The organism is Arthrobacter sp. UYCu512, from assembly GCF_040547075.1.
Taxonomy (GTDB): domain Bacteria; phylum Actinomycetota; class Actinomycetes; order Actinomycetales; family Micrococcaceae; genus Arthrobacter.
Window position 1 is genome coordinate 19,070 of sequence record NZ_JBEPPA010000009.1, and the last position, 24,144, is coordinate 43,213.

General features: G+C 63.6%; 20 protein-coding genes and 2 tRNA genes. 11 read left to right on the forward strand and 11 right to left on the reverse strand.

Annotation, left to right across the window (positions count from 1 at the left end):
- The first annotated feature begins 72 nt into the window (after window positions 1-72).
- Genes ABIB49_RS10970 through pknB form a run of 7 tightly spaced genes read left to right on the forward strand, consistent with a single transcriptional unit; the run spans window position 73 to window position 9,655 of the window.
- Window positions 73-813 (forward strand): FHA domain-containing protein, encoded by a 741-nt coding sequence (locus tag ABIB49_RS10970; protein ID WP_283480127.1) that lies wholly within the window; start codon window positions 73-75, stop codon window positions 811-813.
- Window positions 810-1,289, forward strand: coding sequence for an FHA domain-containing protein FhaB/FipA (locus tag ABIB49_RS10975; protein ID WP_282360059.1), 480 nt, complete (start codon window positions 810-812; stop codon window positions 1,287-1,289). Before ABIB49_RS10970 ends, ABIB49_RS10975 begins: the two co-directional genes overlap by 4 nt.
- A 2-nt stretch (window positions 1,290-1,291) precedes the next feature.
- A complete protein-coding gene (locus ABIB49_RS10980; RefSeq protein WP_283480128.1) occupies window positions 1,292-2,953 on the forward strand; it encodes a PP2C family protein-serine/threonine phosphatase in 1,662 nt (553 codons plus the stop codon).
- On the forward strand, window positions 2,950-4,401 hold the full coding sequence (locus ABIB49_RS10985; protein WP_283480129.1) for an FtsW/RodA/SpoVE family cell cycle protein: 1,452 nt from the start codon (window positions 2,950-2,952) through the stop codon (window positions 4,399-4,401). Before ABIB49_RS10980 ends, ABIB49_RS10985 begins: the two co-directional genes overlap by 4 nt.
- On the forward strand, window positions 4,398-5,855 hold the full coding sequence (locus ABIB49_RS10990) for a peptidoglycan D,D-transpeptidase FtsI family protein (protein ID WP_226775543.1): 1,458 nt from the start codon (window positions 4,398-4,400) through the stop codon (window positions 5,853-5,855). Before ABIB49_RS10985 ends, ABIB49_RS10990 begins: the two co-directional genes overlap by 4 nt.
- Window positions 5,852-7,660, forward strand: coding sequence for a protein kinase domain-containing protein (locus ABIB49_RS10995; RefSeq protein ID WP_253031626.1), 1,809 nt, complete (start codon window positions 5,852-5,854; stop codon window positions 7,658-7,660). Before ABIB49_RS10990 ends, ABIB49_RS10995 begins: the two co-directional genes overlap by 4 nt.
- A gap of 6 nt (window positions 7,661-7,666) precedes the next feature.
- Entirely contained in the window at window positions 7,667-9,655 is a 1,989-nt protein-coding gene (gene pknB, locus ABIB49_RS11000; RefSeq protein WP_283480132.1) for a Stk1 family PASTA domain-containing Ser/Thr kinase, read from the forward strand.
- On the opposite strand, the gene ABIB49_RS11005 is transcribed toward pknB, so the two are convergent.
- A complete protein-coding gene (locus tag ABIB49_RS11005; protein ID WP_283480138.1) occupies window positions 9,652-10,293 on the reverse strand; it encodes an anthranilate synthase component II in 642 nt (213 codons plus the stop codon). The genes pknB and ABIB49_RS11005 overlap by 4 nt on opposite strands.
- 170 nt (window positions 10,294-10,463) lie before the next feature.
- Window positions 10,464-11,234 carry a class E sortase gene (locus ABIB49_RS11010; RefSeq protein WP_502913797.1) on the reverse strand — a complete coding sequence of 257 codons (771 nt, stop codon included), beginning with the start codon at window positions 11,232-11,234 and terminating at the stop codon, window positions 10,464-10,466.
- Window positions 11,235-11,409: 175 nt separating this feature from the next.
- Here ABIB49_RS11010 and ABIB49_RS11015 point away from each other — a divergent pair, with 175 nt between their 5' ends.
- Together ABIB49_RS11015 and ABIB49_RS11020 are read left to right on the forward strand one after the other, a co-directional pair.
- On the forward strand, window positions 11,410-11,664 hold the full coding sequence (locus ABIB49_RS11015) for a cell division protein CrgA (RefSeq protein WP_226775547.1): 255 nt from the start codon (window positions 11,410-11,412) through the stop codon (window positions 11,662-11,664).
- Between the two features lie 120 nt (window positions 11,665-11,784).
- Window positions 11,785-12,390 (forward strand): DNA-3-methyladenine glycosylase I, encoded by a 606-nt coding sequence (locus tag ABIB49_RS11020; RefSeq protein WP_283480139.1) that lies wholly within the window; start codon window positions 11,785-11,787, stop codon window positions 12,388-12,390.
- 895 nt (window positions 12,391-13,285) lie between these two features.
- On the opposite strand, the gene ABIB49_RS11025 is transcribed toward ABIB49_RS11020, so the two are convergent.
- Window positions 13,286-14,167 carry a rhomboid family intramembrane serine protease gene (locus ABIB49_RS11025; protein ID WP_283480140.1) on the reverse strand — a complete coding sequence of 294 codons (882 nt, stop codon included), beginning with the start codon at window positions 14,165-14,167 and terminating at the stop codon, window positions 13,286-13,288.
- A gap of 9 nt (window positions 14,168-14,176) precedes the next feature.
- Window positions 14,177-14,722 carry a peptidylprolyl isomerase gene (locus ABIB49_RS11030; protein WP_226775550.1) on the reverse strand — a complete coding sequence of 182 codons (546 nt, stop codon included), beginning with the start codon at window positions 14,720-14,722 and terminating at the stop codon, window positions 14,177-14,179.
- A gap of 156 nt (window positions 14,723-14,878) precedes the next feature.
- Here ABIB49_RS11030 and ABIB49_RS11035 point away from each other — a divergent pair, with 156 nt between their 5' ends.
- Entirely contained in the window at window positions 14,879-15,913 is a 1,035-nt protein-coding gene (locus ABIB49_RS11035) for a hypothetical protein (RefSeq protein ID WP_283480141.1), read from the forward strand.
- 153 nt (window positions 15,914-16,066) lie between these two features.
- A complete protein-coding gene (locus ABIB49_RS11040; RefSeq protein WP_283480142.1) occupies window positions 16,067-16,942 on the forward strand; it encodes a glycosyltransferase family 2 protein in 876 nt (291 codons plus the stop codon).
- Between the two features lie 39 nt (window positions 16,943-16,981).
- On the opposite strand, the gene ABIB49_RS11045 is transcribed toward ABIB49_RS11040, so the two are convergent.
- The 7 genes from ABIB49_RS11045 to gyrB form a co-directional block, all read right to left on the reverse strand.
- Window positions 16,982-17,896, reverse strand: a complete 915-nt coding sequence (locus ABIB49_RS11045; protein WP_283480144.1) for a DMT family transporter — start codon at window positions 17,894-17,896, stop codon at window positions 16,982-16,984.
- Between the two features lie 140 nt (window positions 17,897-18,036).
- Window positions 18,037-18,112 (reverse strand) — tRNA-Ala (locus ABIB49_RS11050).
- A gap of 71 nt (window positions 18,113-18,183) precedes the next feature.
- Window positions 18,184-18,306: a DLW-39 family protein gene (locus tag ABIB49_RS11055; protein ID WP_309485698.1), complete on the reverse strand. Its 123-nt coding sequence runs from the start codon at window positions 18,304-18,306 to the stop codon at window positions 18,184-18,186.
- A gap of 62 nt (window positions 18,307-18,368) precedes the next feature.
- Window positions 18,369-18,442: transfer RNA gene (locus ABIB49_RS11060), tRNA-Ile, on the reverse strand.
- A 97-nt stretch (window positions 18,443-18,539) separates the two neighbouring features.
- The gene (locus tag ABIB49_RS11065; protein WP_354157067.1) at window positions 18,540-19,220 is read right to left on the reverse strand and encodes a DUF3566 domain-containing protein; all 681 of its coding nucleotides are present in this window, start codon (window positions 19,218-19,220) and stop codon (window positions 18,540-18,542) included.
- On the reverse strand, window positions 19,217-21,940 hold the full coding sequence (gyrA, locus tag ABIB49_RS11070; protein WP_226775556.1) for a DNA gyrase subunit A: 2,724 nt from the start codon (window positions 21,938-21,940) through the stop codon (window positions 19,217-19,219). The genes ABIB49_RS11065 and gyrA overlap by 4 nt, the downstream gene beginning before the upstream one ends.
- Window positions 21,941-21,999: 59 nt before the next feature.
- Window positions 22,000-24,081, reverse strand: a complete 2,082-nt coding sequence (gene gyrB / locus ABIB49_RS11075; protein WP_283480146.1) for a DNA topoisomerase (ATP-hydrolyzing) subunit B — start codon at window positions 24,079-24,081, stop codon at window positions 22,000-22,002.
- Window positions 24,082-24,144 lie beyond the last annotated feature (63 nt).

Genomic DNA, 24,144 nt, shown 5'->3' on the forward strand with positions numbered 1-24,144 from the left:
GCTCCCGCCGATGCGGGAAACCGAGTTCCGGACAGAATACTGCCCTGCAGTCGTCACGAAAGGAGAAGGACCATGGGATTGCTGGACAAAGTCGAGCGCGGCATCGAAAAGGCCGTCCGCGGGGTCTTCTCCACCGGTTCCCGCGCCCAGGTTGAGCCGGTCGAGATTGCCAGCCACCTCCGCCGCCAGGTGGACAACAAGGCCATCACCATCGCCGCCGGGCGGACCCTTGCTCCCAACGTCTTTGACGTACTCCTCAGCGACTCCGACTTCGAGCGGGCGCAGGAATGGGGCACTCCCCTTGCCGAAGAACTGTGCGATGTTGTGATCAACCACGTGCGCAGCCAGGGGTACACCCTCCAGGGCCCTGTCCGGATCAGTTTCCGCCGTGATGAGGAACGCCGCGCCGGAGCCTTCGAAATCACGTCGCGGACCGAAAAGTCCCCCTCTGCCCCGCAGCCGGCGGGGCACGGCGGCATGCCGGCCGCACCGACGCGCCAGCCCTCTCGGATGCAGCCGGTCCTGGACATCGACGGGCAGCGGTACTCGCTGAACGCCCCGTCGATCGTTTTGGGACGTTCTTCCGAAGCGGACATCCTCATCGACGACACCGGCGTTTCCCGCCGCCACCTGGAAATCCGGACGGGGCCGGGGACCGCCCAGGCAGTCGATCTGGGCTCCACCAACGGCAGCTACGTCAACGGCCACAAGGTCGTGGGGTCCTCGGAACTCACCGACGGCACCACAATCACTATGGGACGGACCAAAATCATCTTCCGCCTTTTGCCCGCCAACCCAGGTGGCCGCCGGTGAGCGAACTGACGATCACCGCCCTGCGCTTCGGTTTCCTCCTGCTCCTCTGGGTGCTGATCTTCAGCATCGTTGCCGCCATGCGTCGCGATCTTATGATCGGCCGCAAGGCAGCGGCCGGCGCCCCGACGGCGCGGCAGGTGCGGAAAAACCCGGCCCTCGCCGAGCCAGCCACCCCCGCCAAACAGCAGCCCCGCCAACTGATCGTCACGGAGGGTCCGCTCAAGGGCACAACGATCCAGTTGGCGGCAAGCCCCATCCTGCTGGGCCGGGCCCAGGAAGCCACCCTTGTGTTGGAGGATGACTATGCCTCGGGACGCCACGCGCGCTTGTTCCCGCAGGGCAGCCGCTGGTTCATTGAAGACCTTGGCTCGACAAACGGTACCTATCTGGCCGATCAGCAGCTCACCCGGGCACTGCCCGTCGAGTTGGGTGTCCCCGTGAGAATCGGCAAGACGGTCATTGAATTGAGGCCATAGCCATGGCTGCCACCGAACTTCCCGCAGGCAAGGCACCCGCCTCAAAGCGGCCACTGATCATGCGCTATGCCGCGCGTTCCGACGTCGGCAGGGTGCGCGGAAAAAACGACGACTCCGCCTACGTTGGCCGCCACCTCGCCGTCGTTGCCGACGGTATGGGCGGACACGCCGGAGGTGATGTCGCCTCGGCCGCAACGGTCCTGGACATGATCCATCTGGATAGCGACGACTACCACGGCGACGCGGGCACCATACTGGCGGACGAGATCCAGACTGCCAACTCGCTGCTCTCCGAACTCGTTCACATTGATCCCAAATTGGCCGGTATGGGCACCACCGTCACTGCCCTCCTGCTGGCTGAAGGCAAACTCCACTTCGCCCACATTGGCGACTCACGCGCCTACCGGCTTCGAAACGGTGAGTACGAGCAGGTAAGTGTGGACCACACCTTCGTCCAGCGCCTCATCGACGAAGGTCGGCTCCGGCCCGAAGAGGCCGAAACCCATCCGCATAAAAATGTCCTGATGCGCGTCCTCGGTGACGTCGACGCGAGCCCGGAGCTGGACCTGGACACCCTCGAAGTGGAGCCGGGCGAACGCTGGCTGCTCTGCTCAGACGGATTGAATTACGTGGCCGGCCACGTCGTGGAACGCACGGTCCGGGAGACCCGGGATCTGCGTGAATGCGCCGAACTGTTGGTCGATCTCACGCTCGAAGCAGGCGCCCCGGACAATGTGACGGTCGTGATGCTGGAGATCGTCGAACAGACCGCCGACGACGTACGGACGGCCGCCGTCGATGTTGTTCCGGCTCCAGCGAGCCCGATCGTGGCCTCCGGCGGGTCCGAAAGGGCCGGGCAGGCCACCGGGAGCACCGTCGGCGCAGCGGCCAAATCCGCGGCCTCGTCAACGGGTACCCCGAAGGACCCCGACGGGGCACCGAGCCCAGCAGAGAGGGTCAGGCCGCAGGAAGAGCCGGAAAACTCCACCGATCCGCACTTGGGTGAGCACCTTTCCGCGGAGGTCCTCCGCGAGGAACTCTCCGGCCGGCCGCACGAGCTTGTGGGGGCAGCAGCCACCGCCGCCGAATCCGGCTCCATTCCCACCATCGCCGGGCGCACCATGGCGCGCCGGGCCGCGACCGTCCTGACCCACAAGTCGGAACAGGCCAAAGAAGAAGCCGAGGAGTTCAGCCCGGACGGAGGGCCGCGCCGCTGGGTGACGATCGCAATCGCCGCCGCCATCCTGGCAGTGCTCGCCGTCGGTCTGTGGCTGGGCTACGCCTGGACCCAGACCCGGTACTACATCGGCGAGCAGGACCAGCATGTAGCCATCTTCAACGGGGTCTCCCAACGCCTGGGACCCATCCAGTTATCCAGGCTCGAAACGGTGACCGAGGTCAGGATGTCGGATCTGCCGGAATTCTCCCAGCAGCGGGTGCGACAGACTGTGCCTGCCAGGGATCTCTACGATGCCCAGCGGATCGTCAAAAACCTGGAGCGCACCGGAACCACAGCCCCCGCAGACGAGTGCATCACGCCATCTCCGGCGCCGGCTAGCCCAGATGCATCATCGGCTCCGGGAAATACCGCGAGTCCGGGCGGGGCCGGCAGCGCCACGCCAGCACCGTCGTCGACCGCTCCGAGCTGTGAGGGTGCCAAATGACACCGATAGAGTCCACGCCAAAGCCCCGGCGGAATGTTGAACTGGTCCTGCTTGTCCTGGCCCTCGCCGTCGGCATCGGCGCCAACGTACTGGTCGGCGCAGACCAGCAGAAGGCATTTGACACGGAGTTCTGGTTCCAGTCCAGCCTGTTTGCGGCCGCTGCCTTCGTATTCCACATCGTGCTGCGCCTCCGCGCGAAATATGCCGATCCGGTTATTCTTCCGCTGGTGATCGCTCTGAATGGACTCGGTCTCGCCATGATCCACCGACTCGACAGGGTCGGGGAAGACACTGGAAACAACCAGCTGCGCTGGACGCTGGTGGCCATGGCAGTTTCGATCGCCGTCATTTGGTTCCTCAAGGACCATCGGGTCCTTCGCCGTTTCACCTACATCTCGCTTGCCGTCAGCGCGCTCCTGTTGGTCCTTCCGCTTCTTCCCGGAGTCTCGGCCGGTGAAATCCTGGGCGCCCGGGTGTGGATCAGATTTGGCTCGATGACCTTCCAGCCCGGTGAAATAGCGAAGATCACGCTGGCAATATTCTTTGCAGGGTACCTTTCCTCCAACCGGGATCTCATCCTGTTGGCCGGCCGGAAAGTCGGCCCCATCCAATTCCCCAGATTCAAGGACATGGGCCCCATGCTGGCGGCCTGGCTCGTGAGCATCGGCGTGCTGATCTTTCAGCGGGACCTGGGATCCTCAGTCCTGTTCTTCGGGCTTTTCCTCGTGATGATCTATGTCGCCACGAGCCGTATCAGCTGGGTGATCATCGGGATCGGGCTGCTCGCTGCAGGCGGGTTTGTGGCGTCCCGGGTCTTCTCGCACGTGGCCCTGCGGATCGACGGCTGGGTCAACGCCTTCACGGACGAGGTCTACGGCCGCGAGTTTGGCGGCAGCCTGCAAATCGTTGAGGGCTTGTTCGGTATGGCCAACGGCGGCCTGGTGGGCACAGGCCTCGGCCAGGGGCGCCCCAATCTTGTCCCATTCGCCAACAGCGACATGATTATCGCGTCCTTCGGTGAGGAACTGGGACTCATCGGCCTGTTCGCGATCGTGCTGATGTACCTGTTGCTCTTCACCCGCGGCTTCCGCGCTGCGCTGGGGACGAGGGATGCGTTCGGGAAGCTGCTGGCCACCGGACTGTCCTTCGCGATTGCACTGCAGTGCTTCGTCGTGATTGGCGGCGTCACCCGGCTCATTCCCCTCACCGGCCTCACCACTCCCTTCCTGGCCGCCGGCGGCTCTTCGCTGCTGGCCAACTGGATCATCGTTGGACTGTTGCTGATGATCTCGCACACGGCACGCGGCCCGGTCGATACGACCCCGCTGGCCCCCGGCGAACAACCCGACCAACAGAAAGTCACCCCTGCCATGCCTTCGAAGCCGGCCGCCGCGCCCGGTACCGGACGGACCAGCCCGGACACACCGACCGCGGCGGTGAAGCTGTGAACCAAGCCATCCGCAGCTCCTGGATCGCGGCGATCGCGATGTTCGTCCTGATCTTCGGCGCCCTCAGCTACGTCCAGGTCGTCGGCGCGGACGAATTGCAGGCCAATGCATGGAACAAACGCACCCTGCTCCAGAATTACTGCAACGACCGCGGCGCCATCATCGTGGGCGGCACCCCGGTGGCGGAGTCAGTCGAGACGGCGGGGAGCTGCAAATTCCAGCGCACTTACACCCAACCGCCGCAGTACGCCGGAATCACCGGCTACTTCTCCAGGAGCTTCGGCGTGACCGGGTTGGAGAAAACGATGAACAAAGAGCTTGCTGGAAGCTCGGACCAGCAGTTCCTGGACCGTGTCGGCCAACTGTTCCTGGGCAACCAGCCCAAGGGCGCCTCCGTTGAGCTCACACTGGATCCCGCCATCCAAAAGCTCGCCTACGACCTCATTCCGGACGGACAGCGCGGCTCGATTGTGGTGACCAATCCGAAAACCGGCGCGATCATAGCGATGGTTTCCAAACCCTCCTACGACCCGAACCTGATCGCCACCCAGGATCCGGCTGCCGAGGCAGCCAATTTGGCCGAGCTGAACAAGGTCCCCGGGATCAACTTGAACCAGAACGTCAGCGGTCCAACCGGTGCCTTGCTGGCACCGGGCTCGGTGTTCAAAATCGTTGACACAGCGGCTGCCCTGAACTCGGGAAAATACAATAAGGACAGCATTCTGCCGAATCCGGCTGAGATGTCCTTTCCCGGCATCCAGTACAAGTTGCCCAACTACGCCGGCGGCAACTGCTACTCCCGCGACACGGCCACGTTTGCCTTCGCACTGCAGCAGTCCTGCAACACCCCGTTCGCCAAGATCGCCCTGGACCTGGGACAGCAAGCCATTGTCGACCAGGCCGAAAAATTCGGTTTCGGGCAGGAATTTGGCGACCAGCTGAAGCTGGACTCCGCCCCCAGCTTCTTCCCCGTGGAGAAACTGGATGACGCCAGCCTCGCGCAGTCGTCGATCGGCCAGCGGGACGTCCGGGCGACTCCGCTTCAGATCAACCAGATGACAGCGGCGATCGCGAACGGCGGGGTACAGATGCAACCAAACCTCATCAAGGCCTTGCGTTCCCCGGACCTGCGGCCATTGAGCGAGCCGAAGCCACAGGTGCTGCGCACCTCCACCTCGTCGGAGATTGCCCGGCAGATCAACGAGTGGATGGTCAGTGTCGTCAGCGATGGCATTGCCCGCGCGGCCGCCGTGCCCGGTGTCCAGGTGGCCGGCAAGACCGGTACCGCTGAGCTTGGCAACGGCCTGAACAATTCATGGTTTACCGGGTTTGCCCCGGCGAATGACCCGCAGGTGGCTGTCACTATCGTGATGGAAGGCGTAGACATCACCACCGGCGCACAGCTAACCAGTCCGAATGCGAAGAAGATCTTTGAGGCGGTGTTGAATAAGTGAGGCCTTCATCAGGAATCACCCTCGGCGGCAGATTTCAGCTGACGACGCGTATTGCGATCGGCGGCATGGGAGAAGTCTGGAAAGCCAAAGATCTGATCCTTGGCCGCATCGTCGCTATCAAGGTGCTCAAGGAGGAGTACACCGGGGACCCCGGTTTCCTCCAGCGCTTCCGGGCCGAGGCCCGGCACACGGCGCTGCTGAACCACGTGGGCATCGCCAACGTCTTTGACTACGGCGAGGAAGAAGGCTCCGCCTACCTCGTGATGGAGCTCGTTCCGGGCCAACCGCTGAGCAGCATCATTGAACACGAACAGGTGCTTTCCCCGGACCGCACCCTTTCCATGATTGCCCAGACCGCCCGCGCCCTCTCGATGGCGCACACCCAGGGCCTGGTGCACCGTGATATCAAACCTGGGAACCTGCTCATCACCCCGGACGGGCGCGTAAAGGTCACGGACTTTGGCATCGCTCGGCTGGCAGACCAGGTCCCGCTCACCCAGACCGGACAGGTGATGGGAACGGCCCAGTATCTGGCCCCCGAGCAGGCTACCGGCCAACTCGCGACCGGAGCCTCGGACATCTATGCCCTCGGCGTGATCGGCTACGAGTGCCTCACCGGCCGCCGCCCGTTCTCCGGCGAATCACAGATCGCCATCGCACTGGCCCAGGTCAATGATGCGCCGCCGCCGCTTCCGGAGACCCTGCCGAAGCCGGTCCGCGCGCTGCTGATGTCCATGCTGGCCAAGGACCCCAAGAACCGTCCCGCCGACGCGCTCAAGCTGTCGGAGGCTGCCGAAGCCATCCGCAACGGCGACATCTCCGCAGCTCACGCTGCGGTTCCCGGCATGCTCCTCTTCGAGGCGGCGACCGGCCCGATCACCGCCCCGGTAGACGTCCCCACAGCGGCTACGGGTGTCATCGGCGCGGCTGACCGAACGACGTCGGCCACCTCGGCACTGCCGGTGGTCGGCGCCGCCGCAGCCGGTGCCGCAGCGGGGTTTGCTGCCGGATCAGACGCCGCCGGGGCCCGAAGCACACTCTCACGCGCCGATGCTCTCGCCGCGGAACGCACCTGGGACCAGGAGGACGACGACTACGACGATCCCGTCGACGAACCGGGGCACCGCGGACGCAGCCCCTGGACCTGGCCGCTGGTGGCGCTGATCCTGCTCGTGCTGTTCGCCTTGGTGGGCGTGGTACTGACCCAGGCCGGGATCCTTTTCCCGAAGACGCCGGCGAGCAGCAGCGCGGCGGTCACCACCAGCAGCAGCGCACAGCCGAGCAGCTCCAGCGCGTCACCCACATCCTCAAGCGCGAGCCCCACCAGCAGCTCCGCGACGCCTACAAAGTCGACTCCGGCCGGGATCAACCTCATTCCGGAAAGCTATCTCGGCCGCCCCTTTAACCAGGTCCGCAGCGAACTCATCGGACTGGGCCTTGTGGTGACCGGAGCCGAGGTATTTGACGATTCCACCCCTGGAACGGTGGTCCAAATTGACCCGGCCGGACGGGTCCAATCGGGCACAACCATCACAGTGAGCTACTCCAAGGGCCCGGCACCCGCCACGGTCCCGACCCTGCAGCCCGGTGCCAGCGAAGCCGCCGTGCAGCAGGCCATCGAAAGTGCGGGCCTGCGTTGGGCCAAGGGGGCTGACCTCGCTCCGGCCACCAAGACGCAGGCTCCCGGCACCTTCGTCAGTTCCGAGCCCGCGTCCGGCGCCAGCGTCCCCGCCGGCTCGCTCGTGACCTACCACCTGGCCAAAGCAGCCCCCGCGGCAGCTACCCCAAGTCCGACGGGAACGTAGGCCACCATGTCCACTTCACCCCGCACCCCATCGCACCGGGAGGACCGCGGCCCCGTCAACACGCAGCGCGTCCTCAGCGGGCGCTATGAGCTGGGTGAGCTGATCGGCCGTGGCGGCATGGCCGACGTTTTCCGCGGCGTGGACACCCGATTGGGACGCACCGTCGCGGTCAAACTGCTTCGCCCCGACCTTGCCCGGGACCCTCAGTTCCAGGCCAGGTTCAAACGCGAAGCGCAGGCGGTGGCCGCGTTAAACCACCCCTCAATCGTGGCCATCTATGACACCGGGGACCACTCCGTCCCCGGCGACCACGAGGACACTGTCCGGGTGCCGTACATCGTGATGGAGTTCGTTTCCGGAAAAACGATCCGGGACCTCATCCGGTCCAAGGACGTCGGAATCGACCAGGCGATTGACTTCACCCTGGGGGTGCTCGCCGCCCTGGACTACAGCCACAAGGCCGGAATTGTGCACCGCGACATCAAACCGGCCAATGTGATGTACTGCCCGGAGTCCAACAGCGTCAAAGTGATGGATTTCGGAATTGCCCGCGCCATGGCGGACTCGGCAGCGACCATGACGCAAACACAGGCCGTTGTGGGGACCGCACAGTACCTTTCGCCGGAACAAGCCCGCGGCGAGACCGTGGATGCCCGCAGCGATCTCTACTCTGCCGGCTGCCTGCTCTATGAGATGCTCGCCGGCCGGCCCCCTTTCATCGGCGACAGCCCCGTTTCTGTTGCCTACCAGCATGTGCGGGAGATTCCGGAACTGGCCAGCAGCCTGAATCCTGATGTCTCCGAGGCACTGGACAGCGTACTGATGAAGGCGCTGCAAAAGAACCGGGCGGACCGCTTCCAGGATGCCGCAGCCTTCCGCCGTGCCCTCCGGGCTGCCCGGAGCGGAGTTGGGGTCACCGCACCGCCGGCAAGCGAAGCGCCCACCAATCCCAATGACACCATTCCGACGCCGGACAACGCTCCGACGGCTGCCTTCTCAGTGACCGGAGCGAGGTTCCTGGACGACTCCCATACCGGCAGGCTCCGGCCCGCACTGGAATCGCCGGCTTATGATGACGGCGCTCCGATGGCATCCGGTGTGAGCTATGGCGCCGCGGACACCGGCAGTTTGCCGCTGGTCCTTCCCCCCGAGCGGGAGCATACCCGGCACCAGAAGTCGCGCCGCCGGACGTGGATCACGGCTTTGATGATCGTCACCGTCCTGGTTCTCGCGGGGGGTGGCCTGTGGCTGTACAACCTGATGAACCAGGCTCCGCCGCCCGTCGCCAAGGTCCTGGTGCCGTCGGTGACCTCGCTGACCGAAACTGAGGCCCTCCAGAAGCTGTACAACGCCGGGCTGAGACCCCAGCTGAAACACATGCAGAACGAGACCATCACCAAGGGAATTGCCATCGGCACCGTTCCGGCTGTCGGCAGCCCCCTGGACCCGAACTCAGATATCACCCTCAACATCTCGGAAGGCCCCAGCGTTATCACCATCCCCGCTGACCTGCCCGGACGCACGGAGGCCGCCGCCCGCGACGTGCTGCGCCAGAAGGGACTCGCCGGGGCCCCCGGCACCACCATGGCCAACAGCCCCACCGTCCCGTCAGGGCTCGTGATCACCACAAATCCTGCGCCCGGACAGAATGTGGCCGCCGGCAGCACGGTGGAAATTATCGTCTCCACCGGCAAGGTTGTGGTTCCCCAACTGGTCGGACTTCCCCGGGCCGAGGCAGAGGCGGCGCTGAAGGCGCTAGGCCTGGCCATGAGCGCCACGGAAGTCGAAAACTCCCAAGTTGAACCGGGAAAAATCACTGCACAGGCCGACCCGGCGGACGCCCTCGTAGAACAGGGAAAAACGGTCACCGTTACCGTCGCCAAGGCGCCCGCGCCGCCGCCCCCGCCGTCGCCAAGTCCCACTCCCACGCCTACCCCCAAGGCAACCAAGAGCACCAAGGAAAGCGGGGCATTCCTACGCGGTTTTTCCGCCTAGTGTTTGATCAGCGGGCTTAGCGCCGAAGCCCGCTGGGCGGCGCCGACCATCCCAAGGGATTCAAGCCAGTTCCCGAGCATTCGGTAGCCTCCTTCGGTGAGCACGGACTCGGGGTGGAATTGCACTCCACACAGGGGCGCGGTGCGGTGTTGCAGCCCCATAACAACGCCCGTCCCCGTTTCCGCCGTGATCTCCAGGACCTCGGGTATGCTCTCCCGGACGGCGGCGAGGGAGTGGTATCGGGTCGCTGTAAAAGGGGACGGCAGACCCTCGAACACTCCGCCGCCGTGGTGTTCCACCAGTGACGTTTTGCCGTGCATAAGTTCCGGGGCGTGGGTCACAGTTCCCCCATAGGCCTCGGCCAGTGCCTGGTGGCCCAAGCAGACCCCAAGCATGGCTTTGTTGTGGCTTCCACACCACTTGATCAGTTCGATGCAGACTCCCGCACCGGCAGGGTTTCCGGGTCCCGGCGAGATGAGGACGCCGTCACGGGCCTCCGCGAGATCGATCGCCTCAGCCAAGGTGACATCGTCGTTGCGGACCACTGTCGTCTCCGCACCGAGTTCCTGGAGGTACCCCACCAGGGTGTATACAAAGCTGTCATAGTTATCGACGACGAGAATCTTGGTTGTACTCATGGGTGCCTTGCTGAACCAATCGTTGAATCAGTGAACTGGGTGAATTGTGCCATCCAGGGAAAAAGGAACTGAACCATCATTACCAGCACGCCGGCGACCAACACCAGCGCAGTCGTAATTCGAAGCCAGCGGGGGCCCGGCAAATGCCGGAAGATCCAGGCGTACACTCCTCAGTCCTCCCCGGCGGCACGCTGGACCTGGCCGGCGATCTCAGCCGGTGGAGGACCGGCCCATGCCGGTTGCCAGCGCTCTAGCACCGAGTAGGCGATGACGCGTTCTTGGGAGCCGAACCGGGGATTGCAACTTGTCATCGTCAGGTAGCGTTCCGTGGCTGCGGCGTCGGGTTGTGCGGGCACCGGCAGCAGGACGTCCGTCCTGGCAGGTAGGACGACCTCGCTGTTCCGGAAGCTGTACACGTAGTAGCCGTCCCGGGTCTGAATGTAGATCCGGTCCCCGGGGACCAGCTCATCGATGTTATCCAGAACGGCCCCATTGGTCTGCCGGTGGCCGGCGACCGCGACGTTTCCCACCGCGCCAGGCATGGCCGTGCCTTCGTAATGGCCGATTCCAAGGGCATCCAGAATTGCCGGAGAGGTGCCCTGGACGAGGGGTCTGGCATAGTCAGCGCCGAACCGGGGAATGTAGACAACGCCGAGAGTGCTACCGGTGGCGGGCTCCGCGGCGACAGCCGGCCGGCCGTCGTCGACGGCGGGCGCCGCTGCAGCCGCGGCCGGGTCCGCCAGATGCCGGTTGAACTCCCTGACCATCTCACGCTGCCGGGCATCCGCTGCCATGTTGGTCCCCCACAGCTGCCAGAGGACAAACAGGAATACGATGAAACCGGCGGTGACGAGCAACTCGCCCAGGACCAGGACAGTCCGGCGGAATGTTCGGGGGCCGCGGGTGAAACGGCGTGCGGCGCTGTCCTGCAGTTGCAGCACGTGGCTTCTCCTCCCGGACGTTCGCGGCGGACACCGCCGCGGTGTTAACTACAGCTAGAATTGGGTCCGAATACGACCACAAACATGACCAAAAGCGCGCTGACCGCCGGTGCATTCCTCCTTGCAGGATATCAAGCCGGGGTCCCGCTTTTGTTCCAGCCGCCCAGGAGGACCCGTGCCCGAGTCAAAACGCCGCAAGCGCACAATCGAGGCAACGCCACAGACTTCCGCCGCGCAGGCCAACAAACCCAACCCGGTCTGGTTTAAGCCCGTAATGTTTGGCCTGATGATCCTCGGCCTCCTGTGGATCATCACTTTCTACATCAGCGAAGGCACACTTCCCGTGGCCGCCTGGGGATCAGGGAACATTATGGCTGGATTCGGAATCGCCATCGCCGGCTTCCTGATGACCACCCGCTGGCGTTCCTAAGCCCGTCGCAACGACCAAAAGACCGGTACACCCCGTGTGCCGGTCTTTTGCGCAATTTGTCCCGGCAGCCCACGGGCCCGTCAGCCTGGAGCGGAGAATAGTGCGAGTGAGGAAACCCGGATGGTACGGGAGGTAGCCGGCCCGATCCTCGGGGAGGACGGCCTCGCCAGGCCGCCCTGGGCGGCCGTGGATCCGATGCTGCGCGAGTACTACGACACGGAGTGGGGACTTCCGGTGCGGGACGAACAGGGACTCTTCGAACGCATCAGCCTGGAGGCGTTCCAGGCCGGACTGTCCTGGGCCACGATCCTCCGCAAGCGTCCGGCGTTCCGGGCCGCCTTCGGGAATTTCCGCCCCGAGACGGTAGCGGCCTTCACCGAAGCGGATGTTCAGCGTCTCCTCCTGGATGCCGGAATCGTCCGCAACCGGCTGAAGATCCGGGCCGCGATCACCAACGCCCAAGCCACCATCGCCCTGCGGGCCGACGGCGGGCTTGTCGACTTCGTGTGGTCCTTCCGACCCGCTTCTACACCCCTGCCGAGAACGCATGCTGACATCCCCACAACGTCGACGGAGTCCATCGCCCTGTCCACAGCATTGCGCACGCGTGGTTTCGCCTTTGTCGGCCCCACCACCATGTATGCCTTGATGGAAGCCATCGGAATGGTTGATACACATCTGATGGACAGCCACCGTCGGGGAAGCTCGGGCATCTGGCCGCACTGAGGACAGCAGGCTGTGAACAAGTATGGTTTAAGTTATCCACAGTGTGGACAACTTCTGGCAGCTTTTGGCTCTCGTCGCCGCCTTCCCCGCGGATGCTGGCCTTCAGGGGCCCGGTCCGGAGAGGTATACGCACACACTGACAGTCCCGGCAGTTATTAACAGTGTGGATTGCCTGTGGATAAGTTTTCGGTCCGGCACGTTCTTCGTCGCAGTGGGACTATCAGCCGGGAAATGGCAGGCAAAAGGGCTCAACCGTTCCCTTCTCAAGAGTTATCCACTTAATAACAACCCAGTACCCACAACTTATCCACAGTTGGGGATAAGTTGGCCCGTCGGGTACCGCCAGAGGCGCTCCAACGCACTATGGGGCCGATCCTGGCTACCTTACTTGGAGCGACAAGTTATTAACACTGTGCAAAAACTTGTTGAAATCAACGGCGCGACGGCTACCTGACCGGAGTTTGCCATCCCCACCGGGCACCGATCGTCACGTCTTTGGCACCTGCACCGGAGCGAACCCCAGCGGGGCCTGGGTTGTCCACTTAACCACAGCCCTCCCCACCGCGGTTATCCACAATTGTGGAAATCGCGCGGCGCCGCATCGCAAGATCCCCCGGTGTGGCCGTCAGATCCATGGCGGGCACATGAACTACACGTGTGTAAGTTACCAACAGTGTGGATAACCCCTGTGGAGAACTACTGCGGGATACTGTCGCCAGGACTGCCTGGCCCAGCCAGACAAGGAGTGGCAACACAAAAAACGCGCCCGTCAGGGCGCGTTGGCTAAAACGGCGTTTACGCTCCAAAAGGGGCCGCGGGAAGCCGGTGGAATCCCGGGGAACAGAGTCCGCCGCAGTCAGGGTGGGGGAGGGAGGGATCACCGGCCAGCCGGGCCTCAGGCGGTGGCAACCCTGAAAACGGAGACGCCGACAAGCAAGGCCAGGACCAGGACCAGGCCGCCTGCCTGCATGAGTCCCTGGCGCGGTCCGCGCGGGGTGTAGGCAACAACGGCTGCGCACAGGGCACCGGTTACCGCCCCGCCCAGGTGGGCCTGCCAGGCAATCGTCGGGACCAGGAAACCGATAACACCATTAATCAGGATAAGCACCCAGAGTTGCCTGGTATCGCCGCCGCGGCGGCGTTGGACCACAAGCATGGCGCCAAAAAGTCCAAAAATGGCACCCGAGGCGCCCACGACGCCGCTGAGCGGTTGGCCCGGGACGTATCCGGGGGTCAGCACGAGGTAGCCGACCGAGCCGCCGAAGGCGGACAACAAATAGACGGCAAGGAAGCGGATCCGACCCAGCAGGGGCTCGAGCGCCTGACCAAACACCCAGAGCATATACATGTTCAGCACAATGTGCAGGATAAAGCCCTGGGAATGGAGGAAGGCGGACGTCACCATACGCCAGGGTTCGAAGACCCCATACTCCGGGGTGGCATAAACCGTAGCGAACGCGAAGTTCTGGTAGATGCCGTCATTGGGCACCAGCCACTGGAGAACATAGACCAGGACACAGAGGCCGATGAGGGTAAGCGTGGCCACAGGTTTGCCTGTGGTCACCGCGCCGCCATAGACCGTCCGGATATCCGGCGTCGTACGTTTTGTTTCGTTGACACAGTCAACACATTGGAATCCGACGGCGGCCGCCCGCTGGCAGTCGGGGCAGGCGGGGCGCCCACAACGCTGGCAACGCACGTAGGCGGCCCGTTCCGGGTGCCTGGGGCACACCGGGATCTGCGCGGACGGCTCCGCCGCCGGAATTCCGTAGCTCATAAGCCGGGCTTAGAGCTTCACTACATCAATGCTGTTGATGGTGACGTCCTCGACCGGACGGTCGCCCATTCCGGTGCGGACACCTTCAATGGCGTCAACAACCTTCTTGGACTCGTCGTCGGCCACCTCGCCGAAGATGCTGTGTTTGCCCTGCAGCCAGCCGGTGGGGATGGTTGTGATAAAGAACTGCGAACCGTTGGTACCGCGGCCCATCTGGATGCCGGCGTTCGCCATGGCCAGTTTGTAGGGCTCGTTGAACGTCAGCTCCGGGTGGATTTCATCATCGAACTTATAGCCGGGTCCGCCAACACCACGGCCCAGGGGATCGCCCGCCTGGATCATAAAGTCCTTGATGATGCGGTGGAAGATAGTGCCGTCATACAGGGGCGTCCCCGTCTTGTCATCGCCCGATTCCGGGTGCGTCCAGGCCTTCTCGCCGGTCGCCAGGCCGACGAAGTTTTCGACGGTTTTGGGAGCATGGTTGCCGAAGAGATTAACAACGACGTCGCCCAGGCTCGTGTGGATAGTTGCTTTTGCAGTTGCGATGGCAGTCATGGCCCCTATTCTTCCACGAACGACCCCTGCGGGCGGGGCGGGTGCGCCAGTTCCGCGCTGGGTGAAATCCGCCCGGAATCGGCCTGAAGAATAGCCGGTGGGGTCCCGGACACGTAGGCTAACTCCAGAACCGTCACATTTAATCGGGAGGTAGTTGTGAAGAAAACGGATCGAATTGCCCGTGAGCTGGAGCATTCAGTCAGCACCGGGGTCGAGAATGCCAAGGAATGGGCGACCCCAAGGGTTGAAGCGGCAGTCAGCTGGGCCGTTCCGCGCCTGCAGCATGGCTTGGATTCAGCTTCCCCCAAGATCCAGGAGGGGCTCAAGTCGGCGGCCCACAATCTCGCCGACGGCGTTGCGACGGTGACCCCGCGCCTGCAGGACGGGCTTGCCAATCTCGCGCCGCGGATCAATGACGCTGTTGAGGGAGCAACCCCCCGCCTGCAGGAGGCGCTGGACAAGGCAACTCCGGTCCTCGCCAACGCCCGCGACCGGGTTGTCGCGGACTATCTGCCGAAACTCTCGGATCAGCTCGGCCAGGCCTCCGACGCCGTACACCGATCACTCCAGAACGCGCCGGCCCATGTCGATGCAGTTGCCCAGCGCCTCGGCGACGCGGGGATCATCCACTCCGTCCAGGAGCAGGCCAAGACTGCTGGGACGCACGTCAAGGTCGCTGCCAAGAAGGCCGGCCACGCCGTTGGCGTCGAGGTGGCCAAACCGCAGAAACCCAAGCACCGCGGGCTGCTGATCTTCGGCGTCATCGCGGCCGCTGCCGCGGCCGGTGTGGCCGCGTGGAAGGCTTCCAGGCCGGTCGAAGATCCCTGGCAGACGCCTGCGCCGGTCACCCCCGCTCCCGTGCCGGCCACTACGGTCAACGACGTCAAGAATTCCGCCAAGGAAGCCGCGGGCCAGGCTGGCGCAGCAACGGTTGACGCTGCAGACGCTGCCGCCGACGCCACATCAGATGCTGCCAAGTCCACCGGTGACGCCGCGGACAAAGCCAAGCATGCCGCCACGGTCGTGGCGGACGCTGCCGAGGACGTCAAGGACACCTCAGCCAAGGTCGCCACGGACCTTGCCGAGGACGTCAAGGACGCCTCAGCCAAGGTCGCCACGGACGCGAAGACCGCAGTCCGAAACATCGCTGCGAGCCGCAACAACGGCACGGACAAGAATACCGGCAGCTAAGCACGCCTAGGGCCGTCACCAGGCGGTCGTTGAGGGAAGGACTCCGCCGCGGGCGGGGTCCTTCCCTTCTTTTCGCACGATGTTTACCAGTTCGTGGCCCGGCATTGCCCGGCACCGGGCTGGAAAGACCGCAGTGGTGCTAAATTGGGGGGAATGTCACCCGAAAAATCCTCTGAGGATGCCTTAGACGATGCTGTCCAGACGCCCGACGTCTCGATCGTGATTCCGGCCTACAACGAGGAAAGTGTGATCCGGCAGTGCCTGATTGCTGCCGTGTACCAGTCCGTTCCGGCACACGAGATCATTGTGGTCGACAACATGTCAACGGACCGTACAGGTGAAATCGTCCGGCAAATGCAGTTGGAGTACCCGGAGAGCCCCATCATCCTGCTCAGCCAGGACCGGGACCAGGGACTGATCCCGACCCGCAACTTCGGCCTGGACCGCGCCACCGGAGACATCCTGGGCCGGATCGACGCCGACTCGGTCCTCGAACCCGACTGGGTCGAACAGGTGCAGAAGGCTTTCCGGGACAAGGCGGTGCACGCCGCGACCGGACCGGTGGTCTATTACGACATGCCGATGCGTCGTTTTGGCCTGAAAGCAGACGACAAAATGCGACAACTGATGCTCAGGCTGGCCAAGCATCAGTACCACTTCCTCTTTGGGTCAAATATGGCCCTCCGCCGCTCAGCCTGGGAAATAATCCGGAACGAGACGTGCCGGGATGAGAAGGACGAGATGCACGAGGACATCGATTTGTCCCTGCACCTGGCCGACCATGAACTCCGGATCCAATACTGGCCACAGATGGTCTCGGGGATGTCCGCGCGCCGGCTGGAAGACTCGCCCCGCGACTACCGTTACTACGTGACGCGTTTCGACCGCACCTACAAGGCCCACAACGTCAAGAAGATGGCGCTCAAGGCCCCCATGGTCGTTTTCTTCTCCGTCTACTTTCCTGCCAAGCTGCTCCGCGCCATCCACACTGTCAACACCGCCCAGCCTGGCCGCCGCGGCGGCCAGTAACACCCGGCGCTGCGACGCGGGGCCGCTGTCCCGCCGTTGTCAGTCCGTCCCCAGTTCCGCCAGCGGAGCCCCGGCACCCCGCACCGAGCGGGAACCACGCTGGCCCAGGACCACCACGCCAAGACCCACCAGGATCAACGCCAAACCTGCGTAGGTTCCGGCCGGCAGGGTCTCGGACAGAAACGCCGCAGCCAGCAGCGCGGCTCCAGGAATCTCCAGCAGGATGATCATCGAGACCAGCAGCGGACTCATGGTGGCCAGCAGGTGATTGAAGGCGGTGTGGCCGATGAGCTGTGCACAGACTGTGATGGCCAGGATGCCGAGCCAGCCGGTTGTTTCGAAACCGGCCAGCGGTTGCTGCGAGAACAGCGCCAGCAGCGCAACGACGGCCGCACACATCCCGTAGCACAGCGTGGTGTAGACGCCCGTCCCCAGGCTCTGGCGCGCCTTGCCGCCGGCCATGGTATAGATTCCCGCCAGGGCGCCGCCTACCACCGCCAGGAGGTCGCCCAGCAGGGCACCCTGGGAAGCTCCCATGTCGAATCCCGTGATGGCAATAACCCCAACAAACGCGAGGCCCAGGCCGGCCAGGACGGGCCAGCGGTGCCGGACGCCGCGGAAGAGCTGGAAGATGGCTATCCAGCCGGACTGCAGGCAGACGAGGGCAGTGGCTGCCGCGACCGAGGTCAACTGCAAAGAGGTAATAAAGCACGCAAAGTGCAGCGCCAGGGCAACTGCAGCCGCCAGTGACCAACGGAACTCGCTGCCGGTGACCCTGCCGAACTGACGCGGGCCCCGGACCAGGACGGGGCCGGCCATCACAACCGACCCGATGGCATTGCGCCAAAAGGCGATCGCCAGTGCGCTGACCGACGTGGCCCCCAGCGTCGCTGCTATAAGCGGCCCGGAGGAAGCCACGCCAAGGACGCCCAGGGCGGCTAGGAAGAAGTTCACGGTCTAAGAGTAATGGGCGCGGAAACGCTGCACTTAACCGTATGCGTCCGGAGTGAAACGAGGGTCCCGGCGCCGACCTGCACGTCAGCGGAAACGCAAAAGGCCCCGGTCCGCGTTTCCGCGAACCGGGGCCTTTCCTATGGTGGAGGCACGGGGACTCGAACCCCGAACCCCCTGCTTGCAAAGCAGGTGCGCTACCAATTGCGCCATGCCCCCATAAGAAGCAACCCGACAATCATACCCCAGTTCGTGGAGCTGTTTTCCAGCTCCTGCGCCTGGGATCTGGGCTAATCAACCGTGTCGGTCGATCTGCTCCAGACTGTTTTCCGGGCCTCGGATTCCTGCACTTTCTTGTAGAGCAGGACGCCTGCGATCGTGGCTATAAAAACCAACAACTTCTTCACATGCACCCCGTTCCGGTTCAGTGGTAAGTACTACCACCGACCCTCCACTTGAATCTGTACAGATTCCGTGGGCGTACCAGGACTTGAACCTGGGACCTCTTCGTTATCAGCGAAGCGCTCTAACCGCCTGAGCTATACGCCCCGATGCCTCATCGGGCCGAGATACGACTTTACAGCACATCCCGGCCCGATCTCAAATCGAGGCATTTTCCCGCAACTTTTCGGGGAAAACCGCGGGTTTAGTCGTCCGTGAGGGTGACGCCGATGCCGCCTACCAGGGTGGCGGAGATGTTGTACAGCACGGCCGAGAGCATGGACAGCGCCGTCAGCAGCACAACGTTGATGACGGCGATGATGGTAGCGAACGATGCCACCTGCCCCAATGAAGCGACCTTTTTCAACTCGAAACCGCCGCCTTCGGAGCCGGCCAGCGTGCCAAGGAGGCCATCGACCTGGTCGAAGATTCCGGTCAGGTCCAAGACCGTCCAGAGCACAATGGCTGCCACAACCGTCACGATGCCCAGTGCCACGGAGAGCAGGAATGCCATCTTCAACACGGACCAAGGCTCAACCTTGCTCACCAACAGGCGCGCCCGGCGGACCTTGGCCTTGGGCGCCGGCTTAATCAGTCCGGCTGTGTTTTGTCCCGGACGGTTTTGTCCCGGACGGTTCTGCCCCGGGCGGTTCTGCCCCGGACCTTGTCCGGGGGTGGCCGGGCGCTGCCCGGCAGCAGCGGGTCGTCCCTGCGCGGGACGCTGCCCGGGGGCTTGCGGCCGCTGGGCCGAGCCAGCAGCCGCACCCGAAGCTCCCGGACTCTGCTCGGGACGCGACGGCGCACCTACCCGCGGTGCGGAGGCGGGCTGCCGCACCCCGCCGGGTACGCCGCTGTTCGGCTTGGGATATGAGTCGGAATTACTCACGCGTTACCTCCGGTATTGTCTTCGTCCAGCTCGGCATTGCCTGATGACTCATCTGACTCCGGGGCCGGTGCTGATTCTTCCGCTGCGGACCCCTCGTGTGATCCGGTATCTTCAGCCAACGTTACGTCATCCGTCGCCGATGCCTGACTTTCGGCAGCATCGACTGCATCTTCGTCTTCGACCACCTCGTCGGTTTCCAGTCCACGCTCGCTGTTGCGTGCCACCTCGATGATGCGGTCGTTCTTGTCGGGTTTGGCGAAGATAACGCCCATGGTGTCGCGCCCCTTGGCCGGCACTCCGGCCACCGAGGAACGGACCACCTTTCCGCCTTCCATAACCACCAGGACCTCGTCTTCGGCTTGGACAATCAGGGCGCCCACCAGATGGCCGCGCTCTTCCTGGTACTTGCCCACCTTGATGCCGAGGCCGCCACGGCCCTGGAGGCGGTATTCCTCCACGGCGGTGCGCTTGGCGTAGCCGCCCTCCGTGACGACAAAGACGAAGGAGCCCTCCGTCACCACGTCGGCGGCCAGAAGTTCGTCGTCCTCGCGGAATTTCATGCCGGTAACGCCGGACGTTGCCCGCCCCATCGGGCGCAGGGCTTCATCGGTGGCGGTGAAACGAATCGACTGGCCCATGCGGGAAACCAGCATCAGGTCATCCGTTTCGGAAACCAGCTGGGCCGAAACCAGTTCATCTTCATCGCGAAGGTTGATTGCGATAACGCCTGCGGAGCGGTTGGTGTCATAGTCCTCGAGGCGGGTCTTTTTCACCAGGCCACGCTTGGTGGCGAGGACCAGATACGGCGATTGCTGGTAGTCGCGCAGGTCAAGCACCTGGGCAATGTGTTCGTCCGGCTGGAACGCGAGCAGGTTGGCCACGTGCTGGCCCTTGGCGTCGCGCCCGGCTTCCACGAGCTCGTACGCCTTCGCCCGGTATACCCGGCCAAGGTTCGTGAAGAACAGCAGCCAGTGGTGGGTGGTGGTGACGAAGAAATGTTCGACGACGTCGTCGCCACGCAACTGTGCACCCTTGATGCCCTTGCCTCCGCGCTGCTGCGAGCGGTAGTTGTCGCTGCGGGTGCGCTTGACGTAGCCGCCGCGGGTGATCGTGACGACCATTTCCTCTTCGGGGATCAGGTCCTCCATCGACATGTCCCCGTCGAAGCCCAGCAGGACCTTGGTACGCCGGTCATCGCCGTGTTTGGCTACGATTTCGGCCAACTCGGTGCTGATGATTCCACGCTGGCGTTCTTCGGAGGCCAGGATCGAGTTGAACTCGGTGATCATGGCTTGGAGTTCTGCGTGGCGGTCCTGGATCTTCTGCCGTTCCAGGGCAGCCAGCCGGCGCAGCTGCATGTCTAGGATGGCCCGGGCCTGAAGCTCGTCAATGTCCAAGAGTTGCATCAGACCATCGCGGGCCGCTTCGGTCGTGTTCGAGGCCCGGATCAGTGCAATGACTTCGTCGAGTGCATCGAGCGCCTTCAACAGGGCACGCAGGATGTGCGCTTCCTCCTCGGCCTTGCGGAGCCGGTACCGGGTCCGGCGGGCGATGACGTCGAGCTGGTGGGTCACCCAGTGCCGGATAAAGGCATCAAGGCTCAGGGTGCGGGGCACACCGTCAACGATCGCCAGCATGTTCGCGGCGAAATTGTCCTGCAACTGGGTGTGCTTGTAGAGGTTGTTCAGCACCACCTTGGCGACTGCGTCGCGTTTGAGCACAATCACAAGCCGCTGTCCGGTGCGTCCCGAGGTCTCATCCCTCAGGTCGGCGATGCCCGAGATTTTGCCGTCTTTGACGAGCTCGGCAATCTTGATCGCCAGGTTGTCCGGGTTGGCCTGATAGGGCAGCTCGGTGACCACGAGGCAGGTACGGCCCTGGAGTTCCTCAACGTTGACAACGGCCCGCATCGTAATCGAGCCGCGGCCCGTACGGTAGGCATCCTCAATCCCCCGGTGGCCCAGGATGGTGGCCCCGGTCGGGAAGTCGGGCCCCTTGATGCGTGTGATCAGCTCTTCGAGCAGTTCTTCCCGGCTGGCGGTCGGGTTGGCCAGATACCACTGCACCCCGTCGGCAACCTCACGGAGGTTGTGCGGCGGAATGTTGGTTGCCATACCAACGGCAATGCCCGAGGATCCGTTGACCAAAAGGTTCGGGAACCGCGCCGGCAGGATGGTGGGTTCCTGGTTTTTACCGTCGTAGTTGTCCTGGAAATCGACAGTTTCCTCGTCGATGTCGCGGACCATTTCCATGGCCAGCTGCGCCATCTTCGTTTCGGTGTATCGGGGTGCCGCCGCGCCGTCATTGCCGGGAGAGCCGAAGTTGCCTTGGCCCAGCGCCAGCGGGTAGCGCATCGTCCAGTCCTGGATCAGGCGCACCAGGGCATCGTAGATGGCGGTGTCGCCGTGCGGATGGTACTGGCCCATAACTTCGCCGACCACACGGGCGCACTTATTGAAGGAGCGCTCCGGTCGGTAGCCGCCGTCGAACATGGCGTAGAGCACGCGGCGGTGGACCGGCTTGAGGCCGTCGCGGACGTCCGGAAGGGCACGCCCCACAATCACGGCCATCGCGTAGTCAAGGTAGGACCGCTGCATTTCGGTCTGCAGGTCAACCTGTTCAACCCGGTCGGTCAGCACATCGGTGCCAAGGACGGTGCCCTCAATAACGGGCTCAGCGTCGGCCGCGCCGGCCGGAACTTCTGGTGTTTCGTCACTCATAGTCTATATTTTCCGTTTCAGGTATATATCGGTCCAGGGATATGTAGGGCTTGAGTACCCTAGATGTCCAGGAACCGAACGTCCTTGGCGTTCTGCTGAATGAAGTTTCGACGGGATTCAACGTCCTCACCCATCAGGGTGGAGAAGGTTTGGTCCGCGGCCAGGGCATCGTCCATCGTGACCTGCAACAGTGTGCGGTGATCGGGGTCCATTGTGGTGTCCCACAGTTCCGTATAGTCCATTTCACCCAAGCCCTTGTAGCGCTGGATGCCGTTGTCCTTGGGAATGCGGCGGCCGGCCGCCTGGCCGGACAGCAGGCGCGCATCGCGCTCCCGGTCACTGTAGACGTAGTCGTGCGGAGCGTTGGACCACTTGATCCGGTACAGCGGAGGCTGCGCCAGATAGACGTAGCCGTTTTCTATCAGCGGGCGCATGTAGCGGAACAACAGGGTCATCAGCAAGGTGGTGATGTGCTGGCCGTCGACGTCAGCATCCGCCATCAGGACAATCTTGTGGTAGCGGAGTTTGCTCAGGTCGAAGTCTTCGCCAATCCCCGTACCGAAGGCGGTAATCATGGACTGGACCTCGGCGTTGCCCAGTGCCTTGTCCAGCCGCGCCCGTTCGACGTTGAGGATTTTTCCACGCAACGGAAGAATGGCCTGGGTTTCCGGGTTGCGGCCGCGCTTGGCGGAACCACCGGCGGAGTCGCCCTCCACGATGTAGACCTCACACTTTTCCGGGTTCTTGGAAGAGCAGTCCGAGAGCTTGCCAGGCATCCCGAAAGATTCCAGCGGGCTCTTCCGGCGGGCGTTATCGCGGGCCTTGCGGGCTGCCATCCGGGCCTGGGCCGCGGAGATGGCCTTGCGGATAACGTCGCGGGCCGGGCCGGGATTCCGTTCCAGCCAGTCGCCAAGGCCGTCCGTGACGACTCGCTGGACGAATCCCTTCACCTCGGAGTTGCCGAGCTTGGTCTTGGTTTGGCCTTCAAACTGAGGCTCGGCAAGCTTGACCGAAATGACTGCCGTCAGTCCTTCACGGATGTCGTCGCCGGTAAGGTTGTCATCCTTTTCCTTGATGATGCTCTTTTCCCGCGCATAGCGGTTGATGAGCGAGGTCATCGCAGCGCGGAATCCCTCCTCGTGGGTGCCACCCTCGTGGGTATTAATGGTGTTGGCATAGGTGTGGACACTCTCGGAGTACGCGTTGGTCCACTGCATCGCCATTTCCAGCGCGATGTGACGTTCGGTATCCTCGGTTTCAAAGGCGATGACATCTTCATGGACCACGTCGACCTTTTTGCCGGAGTTTAGGTGCTTGACGTAGTCCAGCAGCCCGTCATCGTATTGGTACACAACGGTGTGGAACTCCGCCGGGACTTCGCCGTCGACTGCAACGGCGTCGAGGTCGAGGTCAGCGTCCTCGGTCGGTTCCTCGGCAACGCGCCTCTCATCGGTCAGCGTGATCCGCAGTCCCTTGTTCAGGAACGCCATCTGTTGGAAGCGGGCGCGCAGTGTTTCGAAATCGAACTCCGTCGATTCAAAAATACCGGCATCCGGGTAGAACGTCTGGGTGGTGCCGGTCTCGCTGGCTTCCTCGCCCTGGACAAGTCCGCCCTGGGGTTTGCCGCCGTCCGCGAAGGACATCCGCCAAACATGGCCCTGGCGGCGGACCTCGGTATCGACCCGGCTGGAGAGCGCATTGACAACTGAGATGCCCACCCCGTGCAGGCCACCGGAGACGGCGTAACCGCCGCCGCCGAACTTGCCGCCAGCGTGCAGGATGGTCATCACGACCTCCACCGTGGGCTTGTGCTCCGTCGGGTGCATATCCACCGGGATGCCGCGGCCGTTGTCAACCACCTTGACCCCGCCGTCGGCCTGCAGCACAATTTCAATGTGGGTGCAGTACCCGGCCAGCGCCTCATCGACGGAGTTATCCACGACTTCATAGACCAGGTGGTGCAATCCGCGCGGTCCGGTGGAACCGATGTACATGCCGGGACGTTTCCGGACGGCCTCCAGGCCTTCGAGCACCGTAATGTCGCTGGCGCCGTAGCCGTGGGCAATTGCGGCTTCCGGCGGGGTATCCGCCGCTACCACTGCTGGTTCCACTGCCGGGATCTCTGCATTGTCGTTAGCCACAGGCGCTTTCGACTCCTCTTTTTTCGTTAAAGGCCAGCCGTCGCCCCTTCCCGGAGGAAACAG